Here is an 18,666-nt window from a genome sequence, read left to right on the forward strand (position 1 = left end):
TTACCGGGGATAAGCAGGATGTGTGAGTGGTTATTGCACGATAGCCTTTCGTCACTCAATGATAGGATCGTGAATTAATTTATTTCAATCACGCAAATGTCATCATGCAAAATCACTTTTTGAAACAGATTCAGCATTACCTGAAGGATTTTGAAAACCCGGCGCTGGTGGCTCAGGTGCCTCAGTCACTTGCCGATTACCTTTTCTCAAACCAGGCGTTGCTTGATGACAGCCGTATCACGCTGGACTTAATCAACGCGTTAGGCGACAGCCTTGAAGGCAAGCCGCAGAACCTCAACCAACTTTATCTGGCTCTTTATCTCTTCTGGTTGAACGCTATGGCGCATAGCGGCATCGATATCTTTTATTTTGGCGAATTAAGTAAGCTGCAAATGCTTGGCTCGCGATTCAGAGCTTCCGCCATTAATAATCTCTATTATCTGAATGCCGAAGAGCAAAATCAGCAGGAAATTGATGCTTTTGATGCAAAGATCGCAGCAAGTACCGCCCCTTTTATCCTTTACGATCCTCAGGGGCTAAAACTGGCTCTGGCGGTTGAGCATCCTCAGGCCATCGCCTGCATTTCATATTATGATTTGCTGATCGATAATTTCATCCCCTTAAGTACAAATGCCATCCAGCACACGCATTTGCTGGCGCAGCAATACGCTGCGCTGGCTGACCCGGACGTTAAAACGGTTATTATTGGTAACTCTTACAGCTTCTATGGCTTCCCTGAGGCGTGGCTGGAACACAGCGTCAATATCTCTACCCACAGTTTGGGACTTAAGCAGGCGCAGCAGCTGACGGCACATATCCTTGAGCGTTACCCGCAGGTACAGAACTTTGTTTATTGCCTGGGTTTTTTTGATCTGTACAGCGATCTGCTAAAAACAAAAGACGACTTTAACCAGCAGATTATTCATGCCTGGAGCCAGCTCAACAGCCATTATCTGATAAAGGGCGCCAGCGAATCCGCCTCGGACGATATTCAGGTCTTTAGCCGCCTGGTGATGCCATTTCCAGCGCAGGGGCAGCCCATTACCGGGCTGGATGATGTCATCTTCAGGGAGCAAATTTGCGAATCCACACGAAATTTAACGGGCAATCTTACTTCTCTGCCTCCGGCCCGGCAGCAGCAGATGGCGCAGCAGCGTGGCATAGCTCACTCTAAATCGGTTCATCATCAGGTCACACTGAATGAAAATACGCGGCGGGTGGCCGAAATGGACGTTCTGTTAGCGAAGCACGGCAGGAAGGTTGTCTGGCTGACGCCACCGTTCCCGGCAGCTTATGTAGACAATCTGGACGTCAGGATGAAATATACGCATCGCAGCTGCTTCTCCGGGCTGGAGGCTGCACATTCGCGGTTTATCGATCTCTCAGAAAGCCCGGTATTTGTCGGGGAGGATTTCCGCGATGGTGACCATCTGAATTTTGCTGGTGCCAGAAAAATGGCTGAAGTTCTACGAGAACTGAACGTGGTTATATAGCCGTTTTATGCAACAAGGGAAGGGCAAACCCTTCCCCGGTTTCAATGCTATCAGGCCGGCTGGCTGGCCTGTTTCAACATCTGGTAAAGCTCTTGTTTTACCCTCAGTTTTTCTTTCTTCATCTGCACGACTTCATCGTTGTATCCCGTCCCTTGCGGCCCCTCCTTGCGCATAATCTCGCTATCGAGACGGTTGTGTTTATTACACAGGCTGAGAAAGCGGGGGTTTTCGGACTTCAGGTGGGAAATCAAATCACGGTACTCAGGAAACATGTCAGGCCTCCCTGGTCAGATGGTAGGTGAGTGGATGAACAACTGGCTGATGCCAACCTCAGTGTAGAACCTGATTTGCGATAAGGGAAAGGACAAAAAAGTATCGTTTTGTCAATTTGCGATCGCGGTAGCGCCGTACTGAAATGCATGTCATTCTCATTTTTACGCCGGCAGGTTAACGCCGCAAAATGATAAAGACAGGCGGTATGGCGTGCTCTAAGATATGTCTATGATATATCTTACATACCTAAAAGGCACGCTATGACCACACAAAACAATGCCAAAAAAATGCCGGTTCGGGTTCGTAATGAACTGAAGTTTCGTGAATTAACGGTAAAAACTAAAAGCTTTATCGCCGATACGTTTTACCGCCTCGTGTTCAGCAGCCCGCAGCTGGCAGACTTTTCCTCACAGGGGTTCGACGACCACATTAAAGTGTTCTTCCCGGCAGAAAACGGAGAGTTTACCCCGCCGCAGATAACCAGCGAGGGCATTGTCTGGGGTGAGGGCGCGCGGCCACAGTCGCGGGACTATACGCCGCTGGACTTCGACGCGGAGCGCTGCGAATTAACGATTGATTTCTACCTGCACGACGGCGGGGTCGCCAGCAGCTGGGCGAAAGAAGCGCAGCCGGGAGATAAGCTGTTTATCGGTGGGCCACGCGGCTCTCTGGTCACGCCAACGGACTATCACTGGCAGCTTTACGTGACAGATGAAAGCGGCCTGCCTGCCGTTCGCCGCCGTCTCCAGTCGCTGAGTAAGGAAGTGCAGGTTCAGGTGCTGGTCAACTGCCACAATACCGACAGTCTGAACTATCTGAGCGAATTTCCAGCGGCAAAAGTGCAGGCGTTAACATATGGGGAAATCGCTGAGTACCTGAAGCACGCGGAGATCCCGGCTGACGACTACTACATCTGGATTGTGGGCGAAGGAAAGCAGGCGAAAGCGCTGGGTGATTACCTGCTGGAAGAGCGTGGCCTGGATGCGGACCTGGTCCGCGCCGTTGCCTACTGGCATGACAAATAAGGCGACCGATGGTGCGTATTCATCCTGAACAAAACCACCCGGAAGGGCGCGCCCGCCATCGCCGTGAACGTCTGTTTGACGCCAACGACATCCGCCTGCTGATTCTGCATCTTTTGGCTGGCGGCCCGGCGCACGGTTATGAGCTTATAAAGTCCATTGAAAGCCTGGCGAAAGGGGAATATGTGCCGAGCCCCGGCATTATTTATCCTAACCTGACGCTGATGGAGGAAATGGGCTTAATCACGGTGGGCGAAGGGCAAAGTGGGAAAAAATCCTTCACGCTGACGGCAGAAGGAAAAGCCTCGCTTGAACAGCATCCATCCGAACTGGAAGCGGTGACCACCAGGCTGGCCACCCTCGGCGTTCTCGGCGGCAACCGCCGTTTACCCGAGGTACAGCGCGCAATTCATAATTTCAAAACGGCGCTGCACGCTAAACTGGGCAGCACTGAGCTTTCGAAAGAGACGCTGTACAAAATCATCGACACGCTGGATCAGGCGGCTAAAGATATCGAGCGTAGTTAGCGTCAGCCAGGGCGTGAACGTTCAACGCCCTGACTTGCTATTTGATCCCTGCGGCGTACCATACCGTTTTCAAAGTCGGAAAAGATGTGCCGCAGTGAACAATCCCGATAGCGTTTTTCAGCGCCTTACACGCTCCCCGTTTCGCCAGCGTTTCCAGCTCGGCCCAAAAGAACGCCAGTACTGCATCGATAAAGGCCCGGAAACCGTCACCCGCCATGCAGAAGAGTTTATCGCCCTCCGCCTGGCACCTGCCGAACCAAAAAATGACGGCAAACAAACGCCTATGCGCGGCCATCCGGTCTTTATTGCTCAGCACGCCACGGCAACCTGCTGCAGAGGTTGCCTGGCAAAATGGCACGCAATACCGGCGGGAAGACCGCTGACTGATGCGGAACAGCGCTACGTGGTGGGCATTTTATATCGTTGGCTGACGGCACAAATGACGGGGCAAAAACCTTAAGTACGTGCGGTAAGGGAACTACGGTTTCGCAACTGTGGGGCGTGATTTTTCGAAGCGAATATCTTCGCTATCTTGCTCACCCACAGGCAGCCAGCCGTTACGCTGATAAAATGATGCGGCGCGGCTGTTTGCCGCCGTTTCAAGCCAGATGGTGGGCTGTTGGGCAAACAGAAACGCCTCGGCTTTTTTCAGCAGTAATTTCCCGAGGCCCAGGCCTTCAAACTGCGGCAGGACGAACATCGCAAACAGGCAGGCCTCTTCGGCAATAGCCATGGCAAAACCCGCGGGCTCATCATCAACCTCGACCAGCCAGATGCATGGGGATTCGGCAATAATATCGGCAATAGTCTGTGGGGTAATGCCCATTTCGGCCATTTCTTCGCGTGAAAGATGGTTCTCTTTAACGCTGGTTCGGATGGTGAAAATCGTCTCGATATCGGCCAGCACCGCATCTCGAAGGGTCAGGATAGGTGACATAAAATTCCTTTTTAAATGTCCCTCCGGCTTAGCCGGAGGGAAAACGCTTACTGGAAGCTATAGCTGACGTTGACGCCCACGCCGTAGTTACGGCCAGGCGCTGGCTCAAAATAGCGGCCATTGCCTTCATTGACAATCACCGAACCGACGTAATCGCGGTCGAACAGATTATCAACCCGCCCCCAGATGTCCAGCAGCCAGTTTTGCTGCAGCTGAAGCTTGTAGCCGGTGTTCAATCCCACGGTGGTGTAGGTTGACGCTTTGGCGTCGTTTTGGTCATCGGCCTGAATATCACTCATGTAGCGAACATCCGCGCCCGCATACCAGCCGTCTTCAGGCACGTAGCCCAACGACGCGTAACCCATATTGCGGGCGATGCCCGGCATCCGGTTGCCGTTGCAGTCGTTTGTGCCACAAACGTTGCTGCGGTAGGTGGCATCGAGGTACGTCCAGGCCATTTTCAACCGCCAGTCTGCGGCGAACTGCTGATCGAGAGAAAGCTCAAGTCCACGGCGGCGAGTTTCACCGGCATTTTTATAGGTCGTGCGCCCGCCGTTGCTTTGATCGACCACGATCTCGTTATCGGTGTCGGTCTGGAACAGGGCGGCGGTAAACAGGCCGTTGCCGATGCGGTTTTTACTGCCAACCTCAACCGTGGTGCTGGTCGAGGGCTGCAGAGCAAAGTTCAGCCCGGACGCGCCGTTGTCGCGGTAAGAAAGCTCGTTGATGGTTGGCGTTTCAAACCCACGGCCTGCGGAAGTGTAAACATTCCAGCCATTGTTGACGGCATATTTTAACGAGGCGGCAGGCAACCATTTGTGATAGCTGGCGTTGCCGCTGTCGTCGCCGTTTTTCCCCACGATGTAATAGTCGTTTGAATCAAAGTAGACCGAGCTGTAGCGCACGCCCGCATCCAGGCTGAGTTTGTCGGTCAACTGCCACGTGGTTTGCAGGTACGGGTCGAGGTTCCACATCAGGTTGCGCTCGTTACGGCGCAGGTTGCCTTGCTCGCCCAGCACCGTGGCGCCGTTCACCGTCACAAAGTTCTCGTAGCCTTTGCGCTTCTCGGTCATCGTCTCGTAGTCCAGCCCGGTGGTGAAGCTGACCGGCACGCTGCCGAGTTCGCCGTTGTGCGTCCAGCGTGTATCAATACCCTGGTAATGTCTTGCCAGTTGGATCACGCCGCCGGGATGAGTGGGGCTTTTCTGGACTGCCGCCGGAATGGACTGGAACTGCGTAGTCTCACGCACGCCCGCGTACATCATCACGCTTAAATCATCGTGTTCGCTGAGCTGGCGGTCATAGCGCAGCCCGCCCTGAGTTTGCTTCGTCGTTTTACGCGTATTGTACTGATCGGCCCGTGGCGCTTGTTTGGGATTGTCCCGCCACTCCTGCTCGGTCAGGCCGCCGGGATCGTTGGCGTCAATGTCCACGCTGTTGAACAGCAAAGTCAGCTTGCTGACGTCGTTCAGGCGAACGCCAAGCTTTGCATTGCCGAGGTTTTTCTGCGCGCTGCTGTGGTCACGGTAGCCGTGCGTGGTAAAGCGCGAGGCGGATACGGCATAGTCCACGTCACCGGCATGGGTGCCGTCGCCGGTTGAGCCGGTGGCCTTCACGCTGTTGCGCCAGCTACCGAAGCTGCCGTAATAGCTGCTGGCTTCGAACGTAGGCGGCTGACGGCCGGTTTCCGTTGTGACGTTAACGACCCCGCCCGAGGAGTTGCCGTACAGCGCGGAAAACGGGCCACGAAGCACCTCGATGCTCTCCACGCTATTAAGATCGATATTTGACGTTTGCCCCTGACCATCGGGCATCGTGGCCGGGATCCCGTCCACATACATGCGCACGCCTCTTACACCGTACATTGACCGCGAACCAAAACCGCGCACCGAAAGCTGTAAATCCTGGGCGTAGTTCTGGCGGTTCTGAATTTGCAGCCCAGGGACGCTGCCGAGATTTTCCGAAAGATTTATCCGCGGCGCGGCCTGGCGCAGGTCATCGCCTGAAACAACGCTCACTGCAGCAGGCGTATCCAGTTCGGAAACCGTCGTGGGCTTAGCGGTCACCAGCAGCGTGGTTTCATCGGTTTGCGTTGTGTCGGCGGCTTGCGTAAAGCAGGGGGTGAAGGCCGGGATCAGGAGAAGGGAAAGGGCGGTTTTGCTGCTATGGGGTTTGTTTTTCTGGGTTGTTTTCATCAGGGGGTGTTTACGGCATGCGCCAATTGTCAGGATCGTGAGCTTTATATGTTAGTTCTTGTGTTTAAATTTTGAAAACCATTAACGCACGTAACGTTAACAATGGGTTGCGAGTGGTGAAAGAAGCGGCGAAATATTTTTTATTTTTACTGCATCCAGCGGCGCATCCTCACCCGTATATCAGAATGTGAGCAACTCTCTTGCTCCCTACAATTGAGGAATTCAACATGAACAAGTATTTTGCTTCCGCCGTGTGCGCCTCCGCTTTTTTCAGTACTTTGAGCATTGCCTCAATGACGAATGATTCCGTGATGGTCGGCGGTGCAGCGATGTATCCGTCAAAAAATATTGTTGAGAACGCCGTGAATTCCAAAGATCACACTACGCTGGTCGCGGCGGTGAAGGCCGCCGGTTTAGTGGATACGCTGCAGAGCAAAGGGCCGTTTACCGTCTTTGCCCCAACCGATGCAGCGTTTGCCAAACTGCCTGCGGGCACGGTCAGTAATTTGATCAAGCCGGAAAATAAAGCCACGCTGACCAGTATCCTGACCTATCACGTGGTAGCCGGAAAATACGATATGAAAGCGCTGGAGAAAAAAATCCAGCAGGGCGGCGGGAGCGCAGAATTAAAAACCGTGAACGGCCAACCGCTGTGGTTCATGAATAACGGGCCACACAATATTCAAATTAAAGATGCGAAGGGCAACCTCGCGAATATCAGTACTTATGATGTGAACCAGAAAAATGGCGTTATTGACGTCATTGATACCGTACTGATGCCGAAGTGAGTGTCTATACTCGATTCAGGCTTGTCGCCTGGTCGAGAAAAATATGGATAAAACTCTGGTAGAACAGCAGGTAAAACTGATGCAGGCGGTTGCTGAAGGCGACCGCCGCGCATTTGAACAACTCTATCGTCTGACTTCGCCCCATCTTTTTGCCGTCGCGCTGCGCACCGTTCAGCGGCGGGCGTGGGCAGAAGAAATTCTGCATGATGCATTTCTTACGGTGTGGAACCGGGCATCAGGCTACGATCCCGCGTTAAGTGCTCCCGTGACCTGGCTGACCCATATTGTTCGCAATCGCTGCATCGACTGGCTCCGCAGCGGGCAATCCCGCGCCGCAAACCAGGAAGAAGAACTCAGCGACAACGCCGCCGATATGGAAAGCGAAGCAGACAACGGCTGGTGTGACGAACAGCAGGCAGGGCGCCTGCGTGGCTGCCTGGAAGGACTCAGCAGCGAACAGCGGCAGAGCGTGGTGCTGGCCTACTATCAGGGCATGTCCCACGGTGATATCGCCGACTGGCTGCAGCAGCCGCTCGGCACGGTAAAAAGTTGGATCCGCAGGGCGCTGGATCACCTTAAGGATTGCGTCGGACTATGAACAGCAGCCAACCAAGAGATAACGCACTGGCCTCTGAATACGCGCTGGGTACGCTGCGCGGCAGGGCGCGTTTGCGCTTCGAAAAACGTCTCCAGGCCGAGCCGGAGCTTGCCGCGCTCGTGGGCCGCTGGCAAACCCTGCTTGGTGGGCTGGACAGTCAGCTCCAGGCGCAACAACCGCCGGAAACCGTCTGGAAGAAAATTCAGCTTAGCCTGCCGCCTGAGCGTAACGTCGTCGTGCCTTCCCGCTGGAGCTGGAACTACCTCGGCTGGGCGCTCGCCGCCGGGCTTGCCGCCGTTACTCTGGTGCCGTATTTCAGCCCCAAAGCGCCTGAACTTGCGCCGCTTATGGTGCTTAACGGCAGCGGCCAGCAGGGGCAGTGGCTGGTTAGCGCCGACGGCGACCGTAAAACGCTGCGCCTGACGCCGCTGCAGCTGGCCTCCGTCTCCGCCAGTAATAGCCTGCAGCTGTGGGCTATCCCGGTTGGCGCGAAGCCGGTTTCTCTGGGGCTGTTGGACAGTAAAGCGGTGACGCAATTGAGTAACGGTAACGTGACGTTGTCACGAGGTGTGACGATCGCTATCAGCCTTGAGCCGCAGGGCGGCTCGCCGACCGGGCAGCCAACGGGGCCGGTGGTGTATAGCGGGGTACTGTAGGGTCTGTTTCCCCTGCACGTTCAGAGCACGGTGAACGTGTGAGGGGGATAACGCCATCCCCCGAACAGCCCCGGCGCCCGACAGCTCAACCCCGCCTGAGTTGGGTCATAACCGGGGGCGATGAGAGCCGGGAACAAGGGCGTGGCTTTGAGACTTGCAGCGACTGTGACTTTCAACGTGGCCGCACGCTAAAAGCGAGGCACGGTTCCGGCTTAAATCGCCTCGGTTTTCTCTCCGACTGGCCAGGGTCCGGACGTCGGGAACGCATCTCAGCCGACCCAGGACTGGGAGATAAAACGGAGGTCTGCCGCTTTAGCGGTCGATTTATTTGGCCGGGAGTCCGGGGTCTCGGGGGAATGACGGTGATTCTCCCGAGACGTTCACGAGTTTGATGGCTGCATATAAAACAGGACTGGAGGTGAACGGAATGTTTGCCGTCCCTACATAATCGTGGGAATTTGTGACTAAGGGATGCCAAAGAGTGAAATCTGAGACTTGATCCCCTCTCCCCGGCGGGGAGAGGGTCAGGGTGAGGGGCACTACTCGTGGTGGTCGTGAACCTGTTGGGCCACTTCATGCACGCGCTTACGTGCGCCAAACCAGCCCAGCGTCAGCAGAATCGCCAGCACCGGAATAGAGGCAATGGTGAAGGTCCCATTCGGGTAGTCCATCGCCATCAGCACCAGTACGCCGAGCAGGAACAGCAGCGTCAACCATGAGGTAAACGGCGCGCCCGGCAGCTTGAAGCTCACGTCGTCAGCTTTCCCTTCTTTAATCGCCTTGCGCAGACGAATCTGGCACAGCACGATAAACGCCCAGGAGGTGATGATGCCCAGTGACGCCATATTCAATACAATCTCAAACACCTGAGATGGCACCAGATAGTTGAGGAACACGCCAAGCACGTACACGCCGCTGGTGACCAGAATCCCGGCATACGGCACCTGATTCTTGCTCATCTTCGACATGAACAGCGGCGCGGAACCGCCCATCGACATTGAACGCAGAATACGCCCGGTGCAGTACAGGCCAGAGTTCAGACTAGAGAGCGCGGCTGTCAGCACCACGATGTTCATCACGTCGCCGATGTAAGGCACGCCGAGCTTCGAGAAGAAGGTCACAAACGGGCTTTGTCCCGCCTGATAGGCGTTCCACGGCAGCAACAGCACCAGCAGCACGACGGAGCCGACATAGAACAGGCCGATACGCCAGATAACGCTGTTGATCGCCTTTGGCACCATGGTTTTCGGGTCTTTACATTCCCCGGCCGCGGTGCCGACTAATTCAATAGAGGCGAAAGCGAAGACTACGCCCTGAATCAGCACCAGCGCGGGCAGCAGGCCGTGGGGGAAGAAGCCGCCGTTATCGGTTATCAGGTGGAAGCCGGTGCTGTTGCCGTCAATCGGTTTCCCTGTGCCGAGGAAAATGGTCCCGACAATCAGGAAGGCGACGATCGCCAACACTTTGACCAGCGCAAACCAGAACTCCATTTCGGCGAACCACTTCACGCCAATCATGTTCATTGCCGCGACCACGGCCAGCGCACCGAGCGCGAAGACCCACTGCGGCACGTCCCCGAACGCGCCCCAATAGTGCATGTAGAGCGCAACGGCGGTGATGTCCACGATCCCGGTCATCGCCCAGTTGACGAAGTACATCCAGCCACAAACGTAGGCGGCCTTTTCCCCGAGAAACTCACGGGTGTATGAAACGAAGCTGCCGCTGGAAGGGCGATGGATAACCAGCTCGCCCAAAGCGCGAAGGATGAAGAAAGAGAAAATACCGCAAACCAGATAGATTAACGCCAGCGCGGGCCCTGCGGCCTGCAGGCGAGCACCTGCGCCGAGGAACAGGCCGGTACCGATGGCGCCGCCGATGGCAATCATCTGCACGTGGCGGTTGCCCATTGCCTGGTGATACCCCGAGTCCTGAGAATTCAACCAGCGCCGTTTGGCGGCGCGGTGTTCCGCTTCAGTCTTTGTTTTCATTGAGATTCCTGTCTGCCTTTGAGTTAAAAAGCGCCGTCCTTTTCCGCCCGTTAATTCTGGCTGCGGGGGCCGTAAAAAAGAGGGCGAGGAATCCTGCCAGAAAATTGAATGAGAATCAAAATTACAAACTTGTCATTTTAGTGGCGGCGTTCTGTTGGTGTGACGGGCGTAACATTCCTGATATACCAGGACTCTGAGAAGGGCTGCATCATGAACATTAAATGGTCAAAAAAACGGCTCGCGGCAGCCTTGCGCAACCGGGCAGCACCTTGCCGATGGTCAGCATTAATCAGTTTGACCCTATTGGCGCCGGCAGCACGCCGGACGTTGTCGTCTTACCGCCGCAGGCGGTGCAGGATGGCCCGGGCGCGGCAGTACGTTTACGCTCTCGTTGCCGCGACACGAAACGCTTAAATAACGCAGAATAATCTCTCCTTGCAGGAACGAAATTAAGCGCAATGAGTCTCAGTGACGTAAACAGGTAGCCCTTTGTCCTCTTCAGGATAAAATCTAAACTGATGCGTCGTGTTTAGCTCCAGTAGAGACTGGGGCGTTCACTATGAGGCCCTGGATCACCGCTTTAATCGTTATGGAAAACCTGCACAATGCTAACGAAATTCCTCTCGCGCCGCGCCGTCGCCCTGGCCGTGGTGCTACTCACCGTTCTTATCATCGCGTTGTTCTTCTTTCTGAGAAGCCCGGATGTGCCCGACTATGTCACGGCCCCCGTGCGCAAGGGGGATATAGAAAATTCCGTCCTGGCGACCGGCCGCATCGACGCCATTGAACGCGTTAACGTCGGGGCGCAGGTTTCAGGCCAGGTCAAGTCGCTTAAAGTGAAGCTGGGCGACCACGTGACCAAAGGGCAGTCGATTGCCGACATTGATGACGTGCCGCAGCGGAACGACCTGCGTAACGCCGAAGCAGCGCTAAACGTGGTCAAAGCCGATCTGCAGGCTAAGCAAGCGCTCCTGAAACAATCTGAACTGCGATTTAAACGCCAGCGCCAGATGCTGAGTGAAGATGCCAGCTCGCGCGAAGATTTTGAATCTGCCGAGGCAACGCTTGCCACCACGCGCGCTGAATTACTGTCACTGAATGCCAAACTTGTTCAGGCGCAGATAGAGGTTGATAAGAAAAAGGTCGACCTTGGCTATACGCGAGTCCTGGCGCCGATGGACGGCATTGTTATCGCCGTTGTCACGCAGCAGGGGCAGACCGTAAACTCCAGCCAGAGCGCGCCGACCATTATTAAGCTGGCCCGTCTCGACGTCATGACCATCAAGGCGCAGATCTCTGAGGCCGATATCACCAAAATTTCTGCCGGTCAAAAAGCCCGCTTCACGATTTTCTCCGAGCCGGACAAACACTATGACGCGACGCTGCGCACCGTTGAGCTGGCGCCGGAGTCGGTAATGAAAGATGACTCTCTTGCCGGCAGCAGCACGGCATCCGGTTCTGGCACTTCCAATGCGTCCGTCTATTACAACGCTCTGCTCGACGTTCCAAACCCAGAGAATCGTCTCCGTATAGCGATGACCGCTCAGGTCACGCTGCTAGCCGGAGAAGCCAAAGATACGCTGTTGGTGCCGATCCAGGCCGTGCGTAAAGCCGAAGAAAATAAGCAGCAGGTTCAGGTGCTCACGGCTAACGGCAAGCTGGAAACCCGGGAGGTGAAAACCGGGATTACCAACAACGTGGATATTCAGATCCTCGAGGGCTTAAACGTCGGGGAAAATGTGGTGCTGTCGCAGCCGGGTGAGAAAGCGCCTGGGGAAGGGTTTGTGCTGTGAGCAACATCATTGAGCTGAAGGGTATCAGCCGGACCTATGGCAACGGCGGCCAGGCGCTGACCGTCCTGAAAAACGTGAGTCTGACCATCGCGGCGGGAGAAATGGTGGCCATCATTGGCGCCTCGGGTTCGGGTAAATCGACCCTGATGAACATTATGGGCTGCCTTGACGTGCCCGACCGCGGGGATTACTTCATCGGCGGGCAAAACGCCGCTCAACTTTCGCCGGATGAGCTGGCCAGGGTGCGCCGGGAACATATCGGCTTTATCTTCCAGCGCTACCATTTGATGCCCGACCTTAGCGCCCTGGGCAACGTTGAGATCCCGGCCATTTACGCCAACAGCGAGCGCGACAAACGTCGGCTGCGGGCGGCGGCTTTGCTTGGCAGGCTTGGGCTGGAAGGCCGCGAGCACCATAAGCCCGGCGAGCTTTCCGGCGGCCAGCAGCAGCGCGTGAGTATTGCCCGCTCGCTGATTAACGGTGGGGAGATAATTCTGGCGGATGAGCCGACCGGCGCGCTGGATTCTCAGTCCGGGCAGGAAGTGTTAGCCATCCTGAGCGAGCTTAACCAGCGCGGCCATACGGTGGTGATGGTGACCCACGATATGAAAGTGGCACAGCACGCACGGCGTATTATCGAGCTGCGCGACGGCGAAATTATCGCCGATAGCGGCAGTTGCGTAACCGCCACGGAAACGCTGCCGCCGCCCAACCGTACCCGGCAAAGCCGCTGGCAAAGCTTGCTCGACCGTACGCGTGAATCGCTGCAAATGGCGCTCAAAGCGATGAACGCGCACCGTTTACGTACCACGCTAACCATGACCGGGATAATTTTCGGTATTGCCGCCGTGGTCACCGTTGTGGCGCTGGGCGAGGGGGCGAAGCAGAAGACGCTGGAGAATATTAAGGATCTGGGTACCAACGTGGTCAGCATCTATCCCGGCCGGGATTTCTTTGATGACAGCATCGAGGGCATTCGAACGCTGGTGCCGGCAGACGCTGAGGCGCTGGCGAAGCAGGGCTTTGTCGACAGCGTAAGCCCGGAGGTTAGCGCCTCAGACAACATTCGTTTTCTCGGTAAATCCGCAACCGCTTCGATCAACGGCGTCGGGCGAGATCACTTCCGCGTAAACGGCATTCAGCTTCTGCAAGGGGCTACCTTCAGGGACGATCGTAACGCGCTGCAGGAAGTGATTATCGATGAGAACGCCCGCAAAGCGCTATTCGACGACGCCGGGCTGCAGGCGCTGGGGCAAATCGTTTTTCTGGGTTCCGTTCCGGCACGCGTGGTGGGCATCGCCCAAAGTAACAACCGGAGCTACGCGCCTAACCGCATTACCGTGTGGATGCCCTACAGCACGGTGATGTACCGCATGGTAGGCAAACCGGTTTTGAGCAGCATCAGCGTCCGACTCAAAGACAATGTGGCTAACGAGGCGGCGGTAAGCGCCATTTCTCAGCTGCTAACCCAGCGCCACGGCGTGAAAGATTTCCAGCTCTATAACTTCGAACAGATCAGAAAATCTATCGAACGCACCTCGATGACCTTTAGCATTTTGATTCTGATGGTCGCCTGCATCTCGCTGATGATCGGCAGTATCGGGGTGATGAACATCATGCTGGTCTCCGTGACCGAAAGAACCCATGAAATCGGCGTGCGCATGGCGGTAGGTGCGCGACGGAGCGACATCATGCAGCAGTTTATGATTGAAGCCGTACTGGTTTGCCTGATTGGCGGGGCGCTGGGCATTGCGCTTTCTTATGCCGCAGGCGCGTTATTTACCGCCCTGGCGGGCGGAATGTTCACGGCTATTTATTCGTGGCAGGCCGCTGCCGCCGCGTTCTGTTGTTCAACATTAATCGGCATGATCTTCGGTTATCTCCCCGCCCGCAAAGCGGCAAGGATGGACCCGGTCGTTTCACTGGCCAGCGAGTAACCTATGAAAATTTTATCACCTTTGGCTATATGCCTTGCCGCCGCGTTCAGCGCAGGCTGCGCAAATACGCTTAAAAGCGATTATCACGCGCCCGAAGTGAGCTATCCCGCCAGCTGGAACAAGAGCGAGCCGGTCGGAAACATTGCCCCGTTTGACTGGAAAGCGTTTAACGATCCCCAGCTCGATAGCTGGCTGCGCCAGGTCATGGCAAGCAATAACGACGTGGCTATCGCCGTGCTGCGGGTGTACCGGGCGCGACTGGACGCGGAAAGAGTCGGTATCGCCAACGATCCTGGGCTAAAAGCTTCGCTGGGCGTAGACGGAAAAACCCCGCTGAATAACTCGTCCGGCTGGACAAAAGGCAGCTCTGCCAGCCTCAGCACCAGCTATGAGCTGGATCTCTGGGGGAAAATAGCCCGCCAGCGCGATGCGGCGGAGTGGGCAAGTCATGCCAGCGAAGAAGATTTACGCGCCGCACGCCTGACGCTGCTTTCAGAGACCAGCAATAATTACTGGCGCATCGGCTTTGTGAACCAACAAATCGACGTGCTCCAGCAGAGCATCGGCTATGCAAAAGAGACGCTGCGTCTGGCGGAGGCTCGCTATCGTGCAGGTGGAGCTTCAGCCCTGGATGTCGTTGACGCTCAACAAAGCCTGCTGGCGCAGGAAAATCGACTCACCGGGCTGCAGAGGGAACGCCTGCTGGGGCTTAACCAACAGGCAGTATTGCTCGGTACCGCGCCGGGCAGCGCTGTTGTGGAGCCAACAAAACTGCCAAAAGGAACCCTGCCGCAGGTTAACGCGAACATTCCTGCCAGCGTGCTGATGCATCGGCCTGATATCAGCGCGCAAGAGTGGCGGGTGCGTGAAGCGCTGGCCAATGTTGATATCCGGCGTACCGAATACTATCCCGCGTTCAGCCTGACGGGATCTCTTGGCACCGGCAGCAGCTCGCTGCTGAAAGTGCTGCATAACCCAATCGGTTCCGTTGGCGCGAGCCTGACGCTACCGTTCCTCGAGTGGCGGCAGCGGGGCGTGGAGGTGAAAATCGCCCGTAACGATTACGAGCAGCGAGTGCTGGCGTTTAAACAGTCGCTTTATAAAGCAATGAGCAGCATTGAAGACGAACTCTCCCTGCGCAATCAGCTGTTGGCGCAGGAATTAAGGCTCCGGGAGGGGCTGGCGCTTGCGCGTAAGTCAGAGCGGCTGAATGAAGTGCGCTACCGTCAGGGGGCAGCGCGTATTTCATTCTGGCTCGATGCCCAGGAAAAACGTCGCCAGGCGGAACTGTTGCTGGATGAAAATCGCTTTAATCAGCTGCAAAATCTGGCAAAAATTTATCTCGAGTTTGGCGGGTCGTCTAAATTCCCCTAAATCTTGCTAACTCATTCTCCACAAACAGAAAACGGTTTTTCTTTCTCGGGCGCTCGTTTAAAGTCTGGCTGGCTTAACGTGTTTAAGCGAACAAAATGATAAACGAGCGCTTATTTTATGGGGAAGGGTGAAGGCATGCGTGTGTCAGATTATATCAGGCTGTTATTTCTTGCCGCGGTGTGGGGAGCCAGCTTCCTTTTTATGAAAATAGCGGCGCCGGAGTTCGGGGCGGTAAACACGGCATTTTTAAGGGTATTTTTTGGTTTTGTAGGGCTGGCGGTGATTCTTTTCACCCTTAGGTCTTCTTTTCGCTTTGAAGGAAAATTCCGTTCGGCGCTTATTTTAGGCGCGATTAACTCCGGGCTGCCTTTCTTTATGTATTGCCTGGCCGCAAAATGGCTACCGGCCGGGTACTCCGCTATTTTAAACGCAACCACGCCGCTAATGGGCGCCATTATTGGGTTCTCTTTCTTTGGTGAAAAATTAACGGCACGAAAATGGCTGGGCGTAGTGCTGGGCCTGGCGGGGATTATGGTGATTACCTCGGTCGGTGACGCACAGTCAAACGAGGACAAAATTGCCGGGATTATTGCCTGCCTGGTAGCCACGAGCTGCTACGGCGTGGCGGGCTTTTTAACCCGCCGCTGGATCTCCAACAAGGGCGGACTTGACCCTAAAATCGTCGCTTTCGGCAGCCAAATTGGTGCCACGCTTTTCCTGCTGCCGTTCTTTGCCTGGAGCGTGGCGACGGGGCCTTCAATCAACTGGCTGCAGGGCAATGTCTGGTTCAGCGTGCTGGGCCTGGGTATTCTGTGCACCGCCGTGGCCTATATTTTCTATTTCCGTTTAATTGCCGATATCGGGCCATTACGCAGCCTCACTGTGACCTTTTTAATTCCACCGTTTGGCGTGCTGTGGGGATATCTCATTTTGCATGAAACCATCAGCGAAGCGTTTATTATCGGCGCGGTGATTGTTTGTTTCTCCGTCTGGCTGGTGATAAGCCCGGACAAGAAAATGCTTGCCGTAAAAAGTTAAGCCGGCACCCGGCAACGAATAATTGTAGTTATACTAGCCGCGAGCCCGGATAAGGTTTCCGGGTTACGCGGTTAAGGAAAAACGATGAAACGAGAAGCGCTGTTCGCTGCGGTGTTTGACAAGTATCAGGTCGAGCCGGACTATCCGTGGGACAAGTTTAAGGACTACGCCGTGCTGCGGCACCGCTACAAGCGCAAATGGTTTGGCGTGGTGCTAAGCATTTCATCCGCAAAACTGGGGCTGGAAAGCGATGTGATCGTCGATATTCTCAACGTAAAAGTGATGCCTGGCGCCGTAGGCTCACTGAGAATGCAGCCGGGTATTTTACCCGCTTACCATATGAACAAAGAACATTGGGTGACGGTGCTAATTGACAAGGTGCCGGATGAACTGATCCTGGGCCTTATCGATGAAAGCTTTGGCCTGACGCGCTAATCGTTTCGTGCCCCGAATGCCAAAAGAGACCACGGCATCCGGGGAACCCTTTAACTCAGAACCAGGTTTCCAACTGCGTACCGAACATTAGCGAGCCACCGCTGTGATAGCCTGAATTGCCGAAGGTATCGGTCAAGGAATAGTTATCCAGATTTTTGTCCCAGTTCATCCAGCTGACGAAGAAACGGATCTCCGGGCGCTCGAAGAAGTCGGTGACGTTCTGCATTTTAAAGGTCGGCGCGAAGGTCAGCTTGTAGAAGCTGCCGGATACCGGCTTATTGCCATTGAAGCCCTTCGGGTCGATGTCCATATACTGATAGCTGGCCTCGTACTGCAGGGCAAAGTTCTGATTAACCTCCTGGATCAGCCGTGAGTTGAGTGTCACCCAGTCATAGTGGTCGGATTCGATGTAGCGACTGTTGCTGCTTTGCGCCACCAATAGCGGGGCGATGCTCATTCGGTCGCTCAACTGGGTTATGCCGTAGGTGGCAAATTTCACTGTCCATGCATCGTCGATCAGATAGCCATCCGATCCCGGCCCCCGCACTTCAGCCCCCAGCGCTTTGCCGTAAAGCAGCACGGTTTTGGTCGAACCTTTATTGAGACCGTAGAAACTGTCGCCGTGCCACGCTAACATGGTATTGAAGCCGTGCGAGGCGGCATTATCCTTTGCCAGGCCATCGTTGATCCGCTTGTCATTTTCCTTAGAATAGAGGCCGTTCAGCATCCACTGCCAGTTGCCGATGCGGTTGTTCAGCGAGAGGGTGTAATTCTGGATAAAGGTATTCTCCGCGCCGGTCATGTTGTTGTATTCAACGTTCTCCATTGCATCTATATCGTTGAAGTTACGCCCATACACAGCCAGGTTGGTTTTAACATCGCCGAAGAACTTCACATCGTAAATCCCCGCACCGGTGCCGACCAGGTTCATCATATCCGAGTCCAGCCAGTGGATATCGAAGTTATCACGGTCCTCTCGCTTGCCCGCCCACAGCGTTGACCCGCTAAACGCACCGGTGAAGGCAGGGAGGTTGCTCATCTCTACAAACGCCTGGCGCAGATTCATCTGGCCGTTAAACGCGCTGTCGGTGTTGTAGGTTTTGTCCCATTCGGCAATTTTCATGTAGTAGCGGAAGCTCGAGTCGTTGGCGTAATGGCGTTTATAGTCGAAGTCGGCGGTGACGTAGGTGTCGGCCTCGTTGCCCAGGCGACCAACGCTGCCGCCAGTGCTGCCCGCCGGCGTCAGTGATGGACCGACGGTGGTGGTGGTGCCTTGTTTTCCGCTCAGGATGCCGGTGCGGGCGTAGCCGCCAAATTTAATTTCGGTATCGTCATTAATAATATCGCTCTTGCTGTTTTTATTTTTTAATTCTGCGTCGCTGGCTCTTTTCTCCGCTACGGCAATTTTATTTTCGGCCAGCGTTAATTTATTTTGTGAAAGCTTAAGTTCCGCCTCCACTTTTTCCAGTCTGGCGTTAATTTCTGCCAGGGTTAATTCCGCTGCATGCGCAGGTAAAGCACAGGCCAGGGTACAGAAAGTTAGAAATGTTATTTTCATCATTAATACCTGTGATCGCCCCTGCTCTGAATAGATATACTCAGGGCATACGGG

The 18,666-nt window shown here is 55.1% G+C and carries 18 protein-coding genes; 13 read left to right on the plus strand and 5 right to left on the minus strand.

Annotated features, from left to right (window positions below; genetic code table 11):
* Positions 1-104 precede the first annotated feature (104 nt).
* Entirely contained in the window at positions 105-1,493 is a 1,389-nt protein-coding gene (locus JT31_RS00795; RefSeq protein ID WP_038472215.1) for a hypothetical protein, read from the plus strand.
* A 50-nt stretch (positions 1,494-1,543) separates the two neighbouring features.
* Here JT31_RS00795 and JT31_RS00800 read toward each other — a convergent pair whose 3' ends face one another.
* Positions 1,544-1,765, minus strand: a complete 222-nt coding sequence (locus tag JT31_RS00800; RefSeq protein WP_038472217.1) for a YdcH family protein — start codon at positions 1,763-1,765, stop codon at positions 1,544-1,546.
* Positions 1,766-2,026: 261 nt separating this feature from the next.
* Between JT31_RS00800 and JT31_RS00805 the strand changes: the two genes are divergently transcribed.
* The 3 genes from JT31_RS00805 (at position 2,027) to JT31_RS00815 (ending at position 3,775) form a co-directional block, all read left to right on the plus strand.
* Positions 2,027-2,791: a siderophore-interacting protein gene (locus JT31_RS00805; protein WP_038472219.1), complete on the plus strand. Its 765-nt coding sequence runs from the start codon at positions 2,027-2,029 to the stop codon at positions 2,789-2,791.
* A gap of 8 nt (positions 2,792-2,799) precedes the next feature.
* Positions 2,800-3,315 (plus strand): PadR family transcriptional regulator, encoded by a 516-nt coding sequence (locus tag JT31_RS00810; protein ID WP_038472221.1) that lies wholly within the window; start codon positions 2,800-2,802, stop codon positions 3,313-3,315.
* Between the two features lie 94 nt (positions 3,316-3,409).
* Positions 3,410-3,775, plus strand: a complete 366-nt coding sequence (locus tag JT31_RS00815; protein ID WP_038472222.1) for a DUF4186 domain-containing protein — start codon at positions 3,410-3,412, stop codon at positions 3,773-3,775.
* A gap of 18 nt (positions 3,776-3,793) precedes the next feature.
* On the opposite strand, the gene JT31_RS00820 is transcribed toward JT31_RS00815, so the two are convergent.
* Complete coding sequence (locus tag JT31_RS00820; protein ID WP_038472224.1) at positions 3,794-4,252, minus strand: GNAT family N-acetyltransferase; 459 nt, start codon at positions 4,250-4,252, stop codon at positions 3,794-3,796.
* Between the two features lie 47 nt (positions 4,253-4,299).
* Positions 4,300-6,447, minus strand: a complete 2,148-nt coding sequence (gene pqqU, locus JT31_RS00825; protein ID WP_038472226.1) for a TonB-dependent receptor PqqU — start codon at positions 6,445-6,447, stop codon at positions 4,300-4,302.
* A gap of 227 nt (positions 6,448-6,674) precedes the next feature.
* On the opposite strand from pqqU, the gene JT31_RS00830 reads away from it, so the two are divergent.
* The 3 genes from JT31_RS00830 to JT31_RS00840 are packed head-to-tail and all read left to right on the plus strand — an operon-like array spanning position 6,675 to position 8,489.
* The gene (locus JT31_RS00830) at positions 6,675-7,235 is read left to right on the plus strand and encodes a fasciclin domain-containing protein (protein ID WP_038472228.1); all 561 of its coding nucleotides are present in this window, start codon (positions 6,675-6,677) and stop codon (positions 7,233-7,235) included.
* Positions 7,236-7,278: 43 nt separating this feature from the next.
* Positions 7,279-7,833, plus strand: coding sequence for an RNA polymerase sigma factor (locus tag JT31_RS00835; protein WP_038472230.1), 555 nt, complete (start codon positions 7,279-7,281; stop codon positions 7,831-7,833).
* A complete protein-coding gene (locus JT31_RS00840; RefSeq protein ID WP_038472231.1) occupies positions 7,830-8,489 on the plus strand; it encodes an anti-sigma factor in 660 nt (219 codons plus the stop codon). Before JT31_RS00835 ends, JT31_RS00840 begins: the two co-directional genes overlap by 4 nt.
* Positions 8,490-9,028: 539 nt before the next feature.
* Here the strand turns inward: JT31_RS00840 and ansP are convergent.
* On the minus strand, positions 9,029-10,477 hold the full coding sequence (ansP, locus tag JT31_RS00845; RefSeq protein ID WP_038472232.1) for an L-asparagine permease: 1,449 nt from the start codon (positions 10,475-10,477) through the stop codon (positions 9,029-9,031).
* Positions 10,478-10,698: 221 nt separating this feature from the next.
* Here ansP and JT31_RS00850 point away from each other — a divergent pair, with 221 nt between their 5' ends.
* The 6 genes from JT31_RS00850 (at position 10,699) to JT31_RS00875 (ending at position 17,054) form a co-directional block, all read left to right on the plus strand.
* Positions 10,699-10,905, plus strand: a complete 207-nt coding sequence (locus JT31_RS00850) for a hypothetical protein (RefSeq protein WP_038472234.1) — start codon at positions 10,699-10,701, stop codon at positions 10,903-10,905.
* Positions 10,906-11,082: 177 nt separating this feature from the next.
* Positions 11,083-12,270 (plus strand): efflux RND transporter periplasmic adaptor subunit, encoded by a 1,188-nt coding sequence (locus JT31_RS00855; protein ID WP_038472235.1) that lies wholly within the window; start codon positions 11,083-11,085, stop codon positions 12,268-12,270.
* Positions 12,267-14,207, plus strand: a complete 1,941-nt coding sequence (locus JT31_RS00860) for a MacB family efflux pump subunit (protein WP_038472237.1) — start codon at positions 12,267-12,269, stop codon at positions 14,205-14,207. Before JT31_RS00855 ends, JT31_RS00860 begins: the two co-directional genes overlap by 4 nt.
* A gap of 3 nt (positions 14,208-14,210) precedes the next feature.
* A complete protein-coding gene (locus JT31_RS00865) occupies positions 14,211-15,581 on the plus strand; it encodes an efflux transporter outer membrane subunit (RefSeq protein WP_038472239.1) in 1,371 nt (456 codons plus the stop codon).
* Between the two features lie 135 nt (positions 15,582-15,716).
* Positions 15,717-16,619, plus strand: coding sequence for a DMT family transporter (locus tag JT31_RS00870; RefSeq protein WP_038472240.1), 903 nt, complete (start codon positions 15,717-15,719; stop codon positions 16,617-16,619).
* 84 nt (positions 16,620-16,703) lie between these two features.
* Positions 16,704-17,054: an MmcQ/YjbR family DNA-binding protein gene (locus tag JT31_RS00875; protein ID WP_038472244.1), complete on the plus strand. Its 351-nt coding sequence runs from the start codon at positions 16,704-16,706 to the stop codon at positions 17,052-17,054.
* Between the two features lie 55 nt (positions 17,055-17,109).
* Here the strand turns inward: JT31_RS00875 and JT31_RS00880 are convergent, their stop codons facing one another.
* On the minus strand, positions 17,110-18,612 hold the full coding sequence (locus tag JT31_RS00880; RefSeq protein WP_235212910.1) for a carbohydrate porin: 1,503 nt from the start codon (positions 18,610-18,612) through the stop codon (positions 17,110-17,112).
* Positions 18,613-18,666 lie beyond the last annotated feature (54 nt).

The organism is Cedecea neteri (assembly GCF_000757825.1).
In the GTDB taxonomy this organism is placed as follows: Bacteria; Pseudomonadota; Gammaproteobacteria; order Enterobacterales; family Enterobacteriaceae; genus Cedecea; species Cedecea selenatireducens.

Coding starts and splice junctions, on each gene's coding strand:
- JT31_RS00795 (WP_038472215.1), top strand. CDS start 105: ATGCAAAATCACTTTTTGAAACAGATTCAGCATTACCTGAAGGATTTT.
- JT31_RS00800 (WP_038472217.1), bottom strand. CDS start 1,765: ATGTTTCCTGAGTACCGTGATTTGATTTCCCACCTGAAGTCCGAAAAC.
- JT31_RS00805 (WP_038472219.1), top strand. CDS start 2,027: ATGACCACACAAAACAATGCCAAAAAAATGCCGGTTCGGGTTCGTAAT.
- JT31_RS00810 (WP_038472221.1), top strand. CDS start 2,800: ATGGTGCGTATTCATCCTGAACAAAACCACCCGGAAGGGCGCGCCCGC.
- JT31_RS00820 (WP_038472224.1), bottom strand. CDS start 4,252: ATGTCACCTATCCTGACCCTTCGAGATGCGGTGCTGGCCGATATCGAG.
- pqqU (WP_038472226.1), bottom strand. CDS start 6,447: ATGAAAACAACCCAGAAAAACAAACCCCATAGCAGCAAAACCGCCCTT.
- JT31_RS00830 (WP_038472228.1), top strand. CDS start 6,675: ATGAACAAGTATTTTGCTTCCGCCGTGTGCGCCTCCGCTTTTTTCAGT.
- JT31_RS00835 (WP_038472230.1), top strand. CDS start 7,279: ATGGATAAAACTCTGGTAGAACAGCAGGTAAAACTGATGCAGGCGGTT.
- JT31_RS00840 (WP_038472231.1), top strand. CDS start 7,830: ATGAACAGCAGCCAACCAAGAGATAACGCACTGGCCTCTGAATACGCG.
- ansP (WP_038472232.1), bottom strand. CDS start 10,477: ATGAAAACAAAGACTGAAGCGGAACACCGCGCCGCCAAACGGCGCTGG.
- JT31_RS00850 (WP_038472234.1), top strand. CDS start 10,699: ATGGTCAAAAAAACGGCTCGCGGCAGCCTTGCGCAACCGGGCAGCACC.
- JT31_RS00855 (WP_038472235.1), top strand. CDS start 11,083: ATGCTAACGAAATTCCTCTCGCGCCGCGCCGTCGCCCTGGCCGTGGTG.
- JT31_RS00865 (WP_038472239.1), top strand. CDS start 14,211: ATGAAAATTTTATCACCTTTGGCTATATGCCTTGCCGCCGCGTTCAGC.
- JT31_RS00870 (WP_038472240.1), top strand. CDS start 15,717: ATGCGTGTGTCAGATTATATCAGGCTGTTATTTCTTGCCGCGGTGTGG.
- JT31_RS00875 (WP_038472244.1), top strand. CDS start 16,704: ATGAAACGAGAAGCGCTGTTCGCTGCGGTGTTTGACAAGTATCAGGTC.
- JT31_RS00880 (WP_235212910.1), bottom strand. CDS start 18,612: ATGAAAATAACATTTCTAACTTTCTGTACCCTGGCCTGTGCTTTACCT.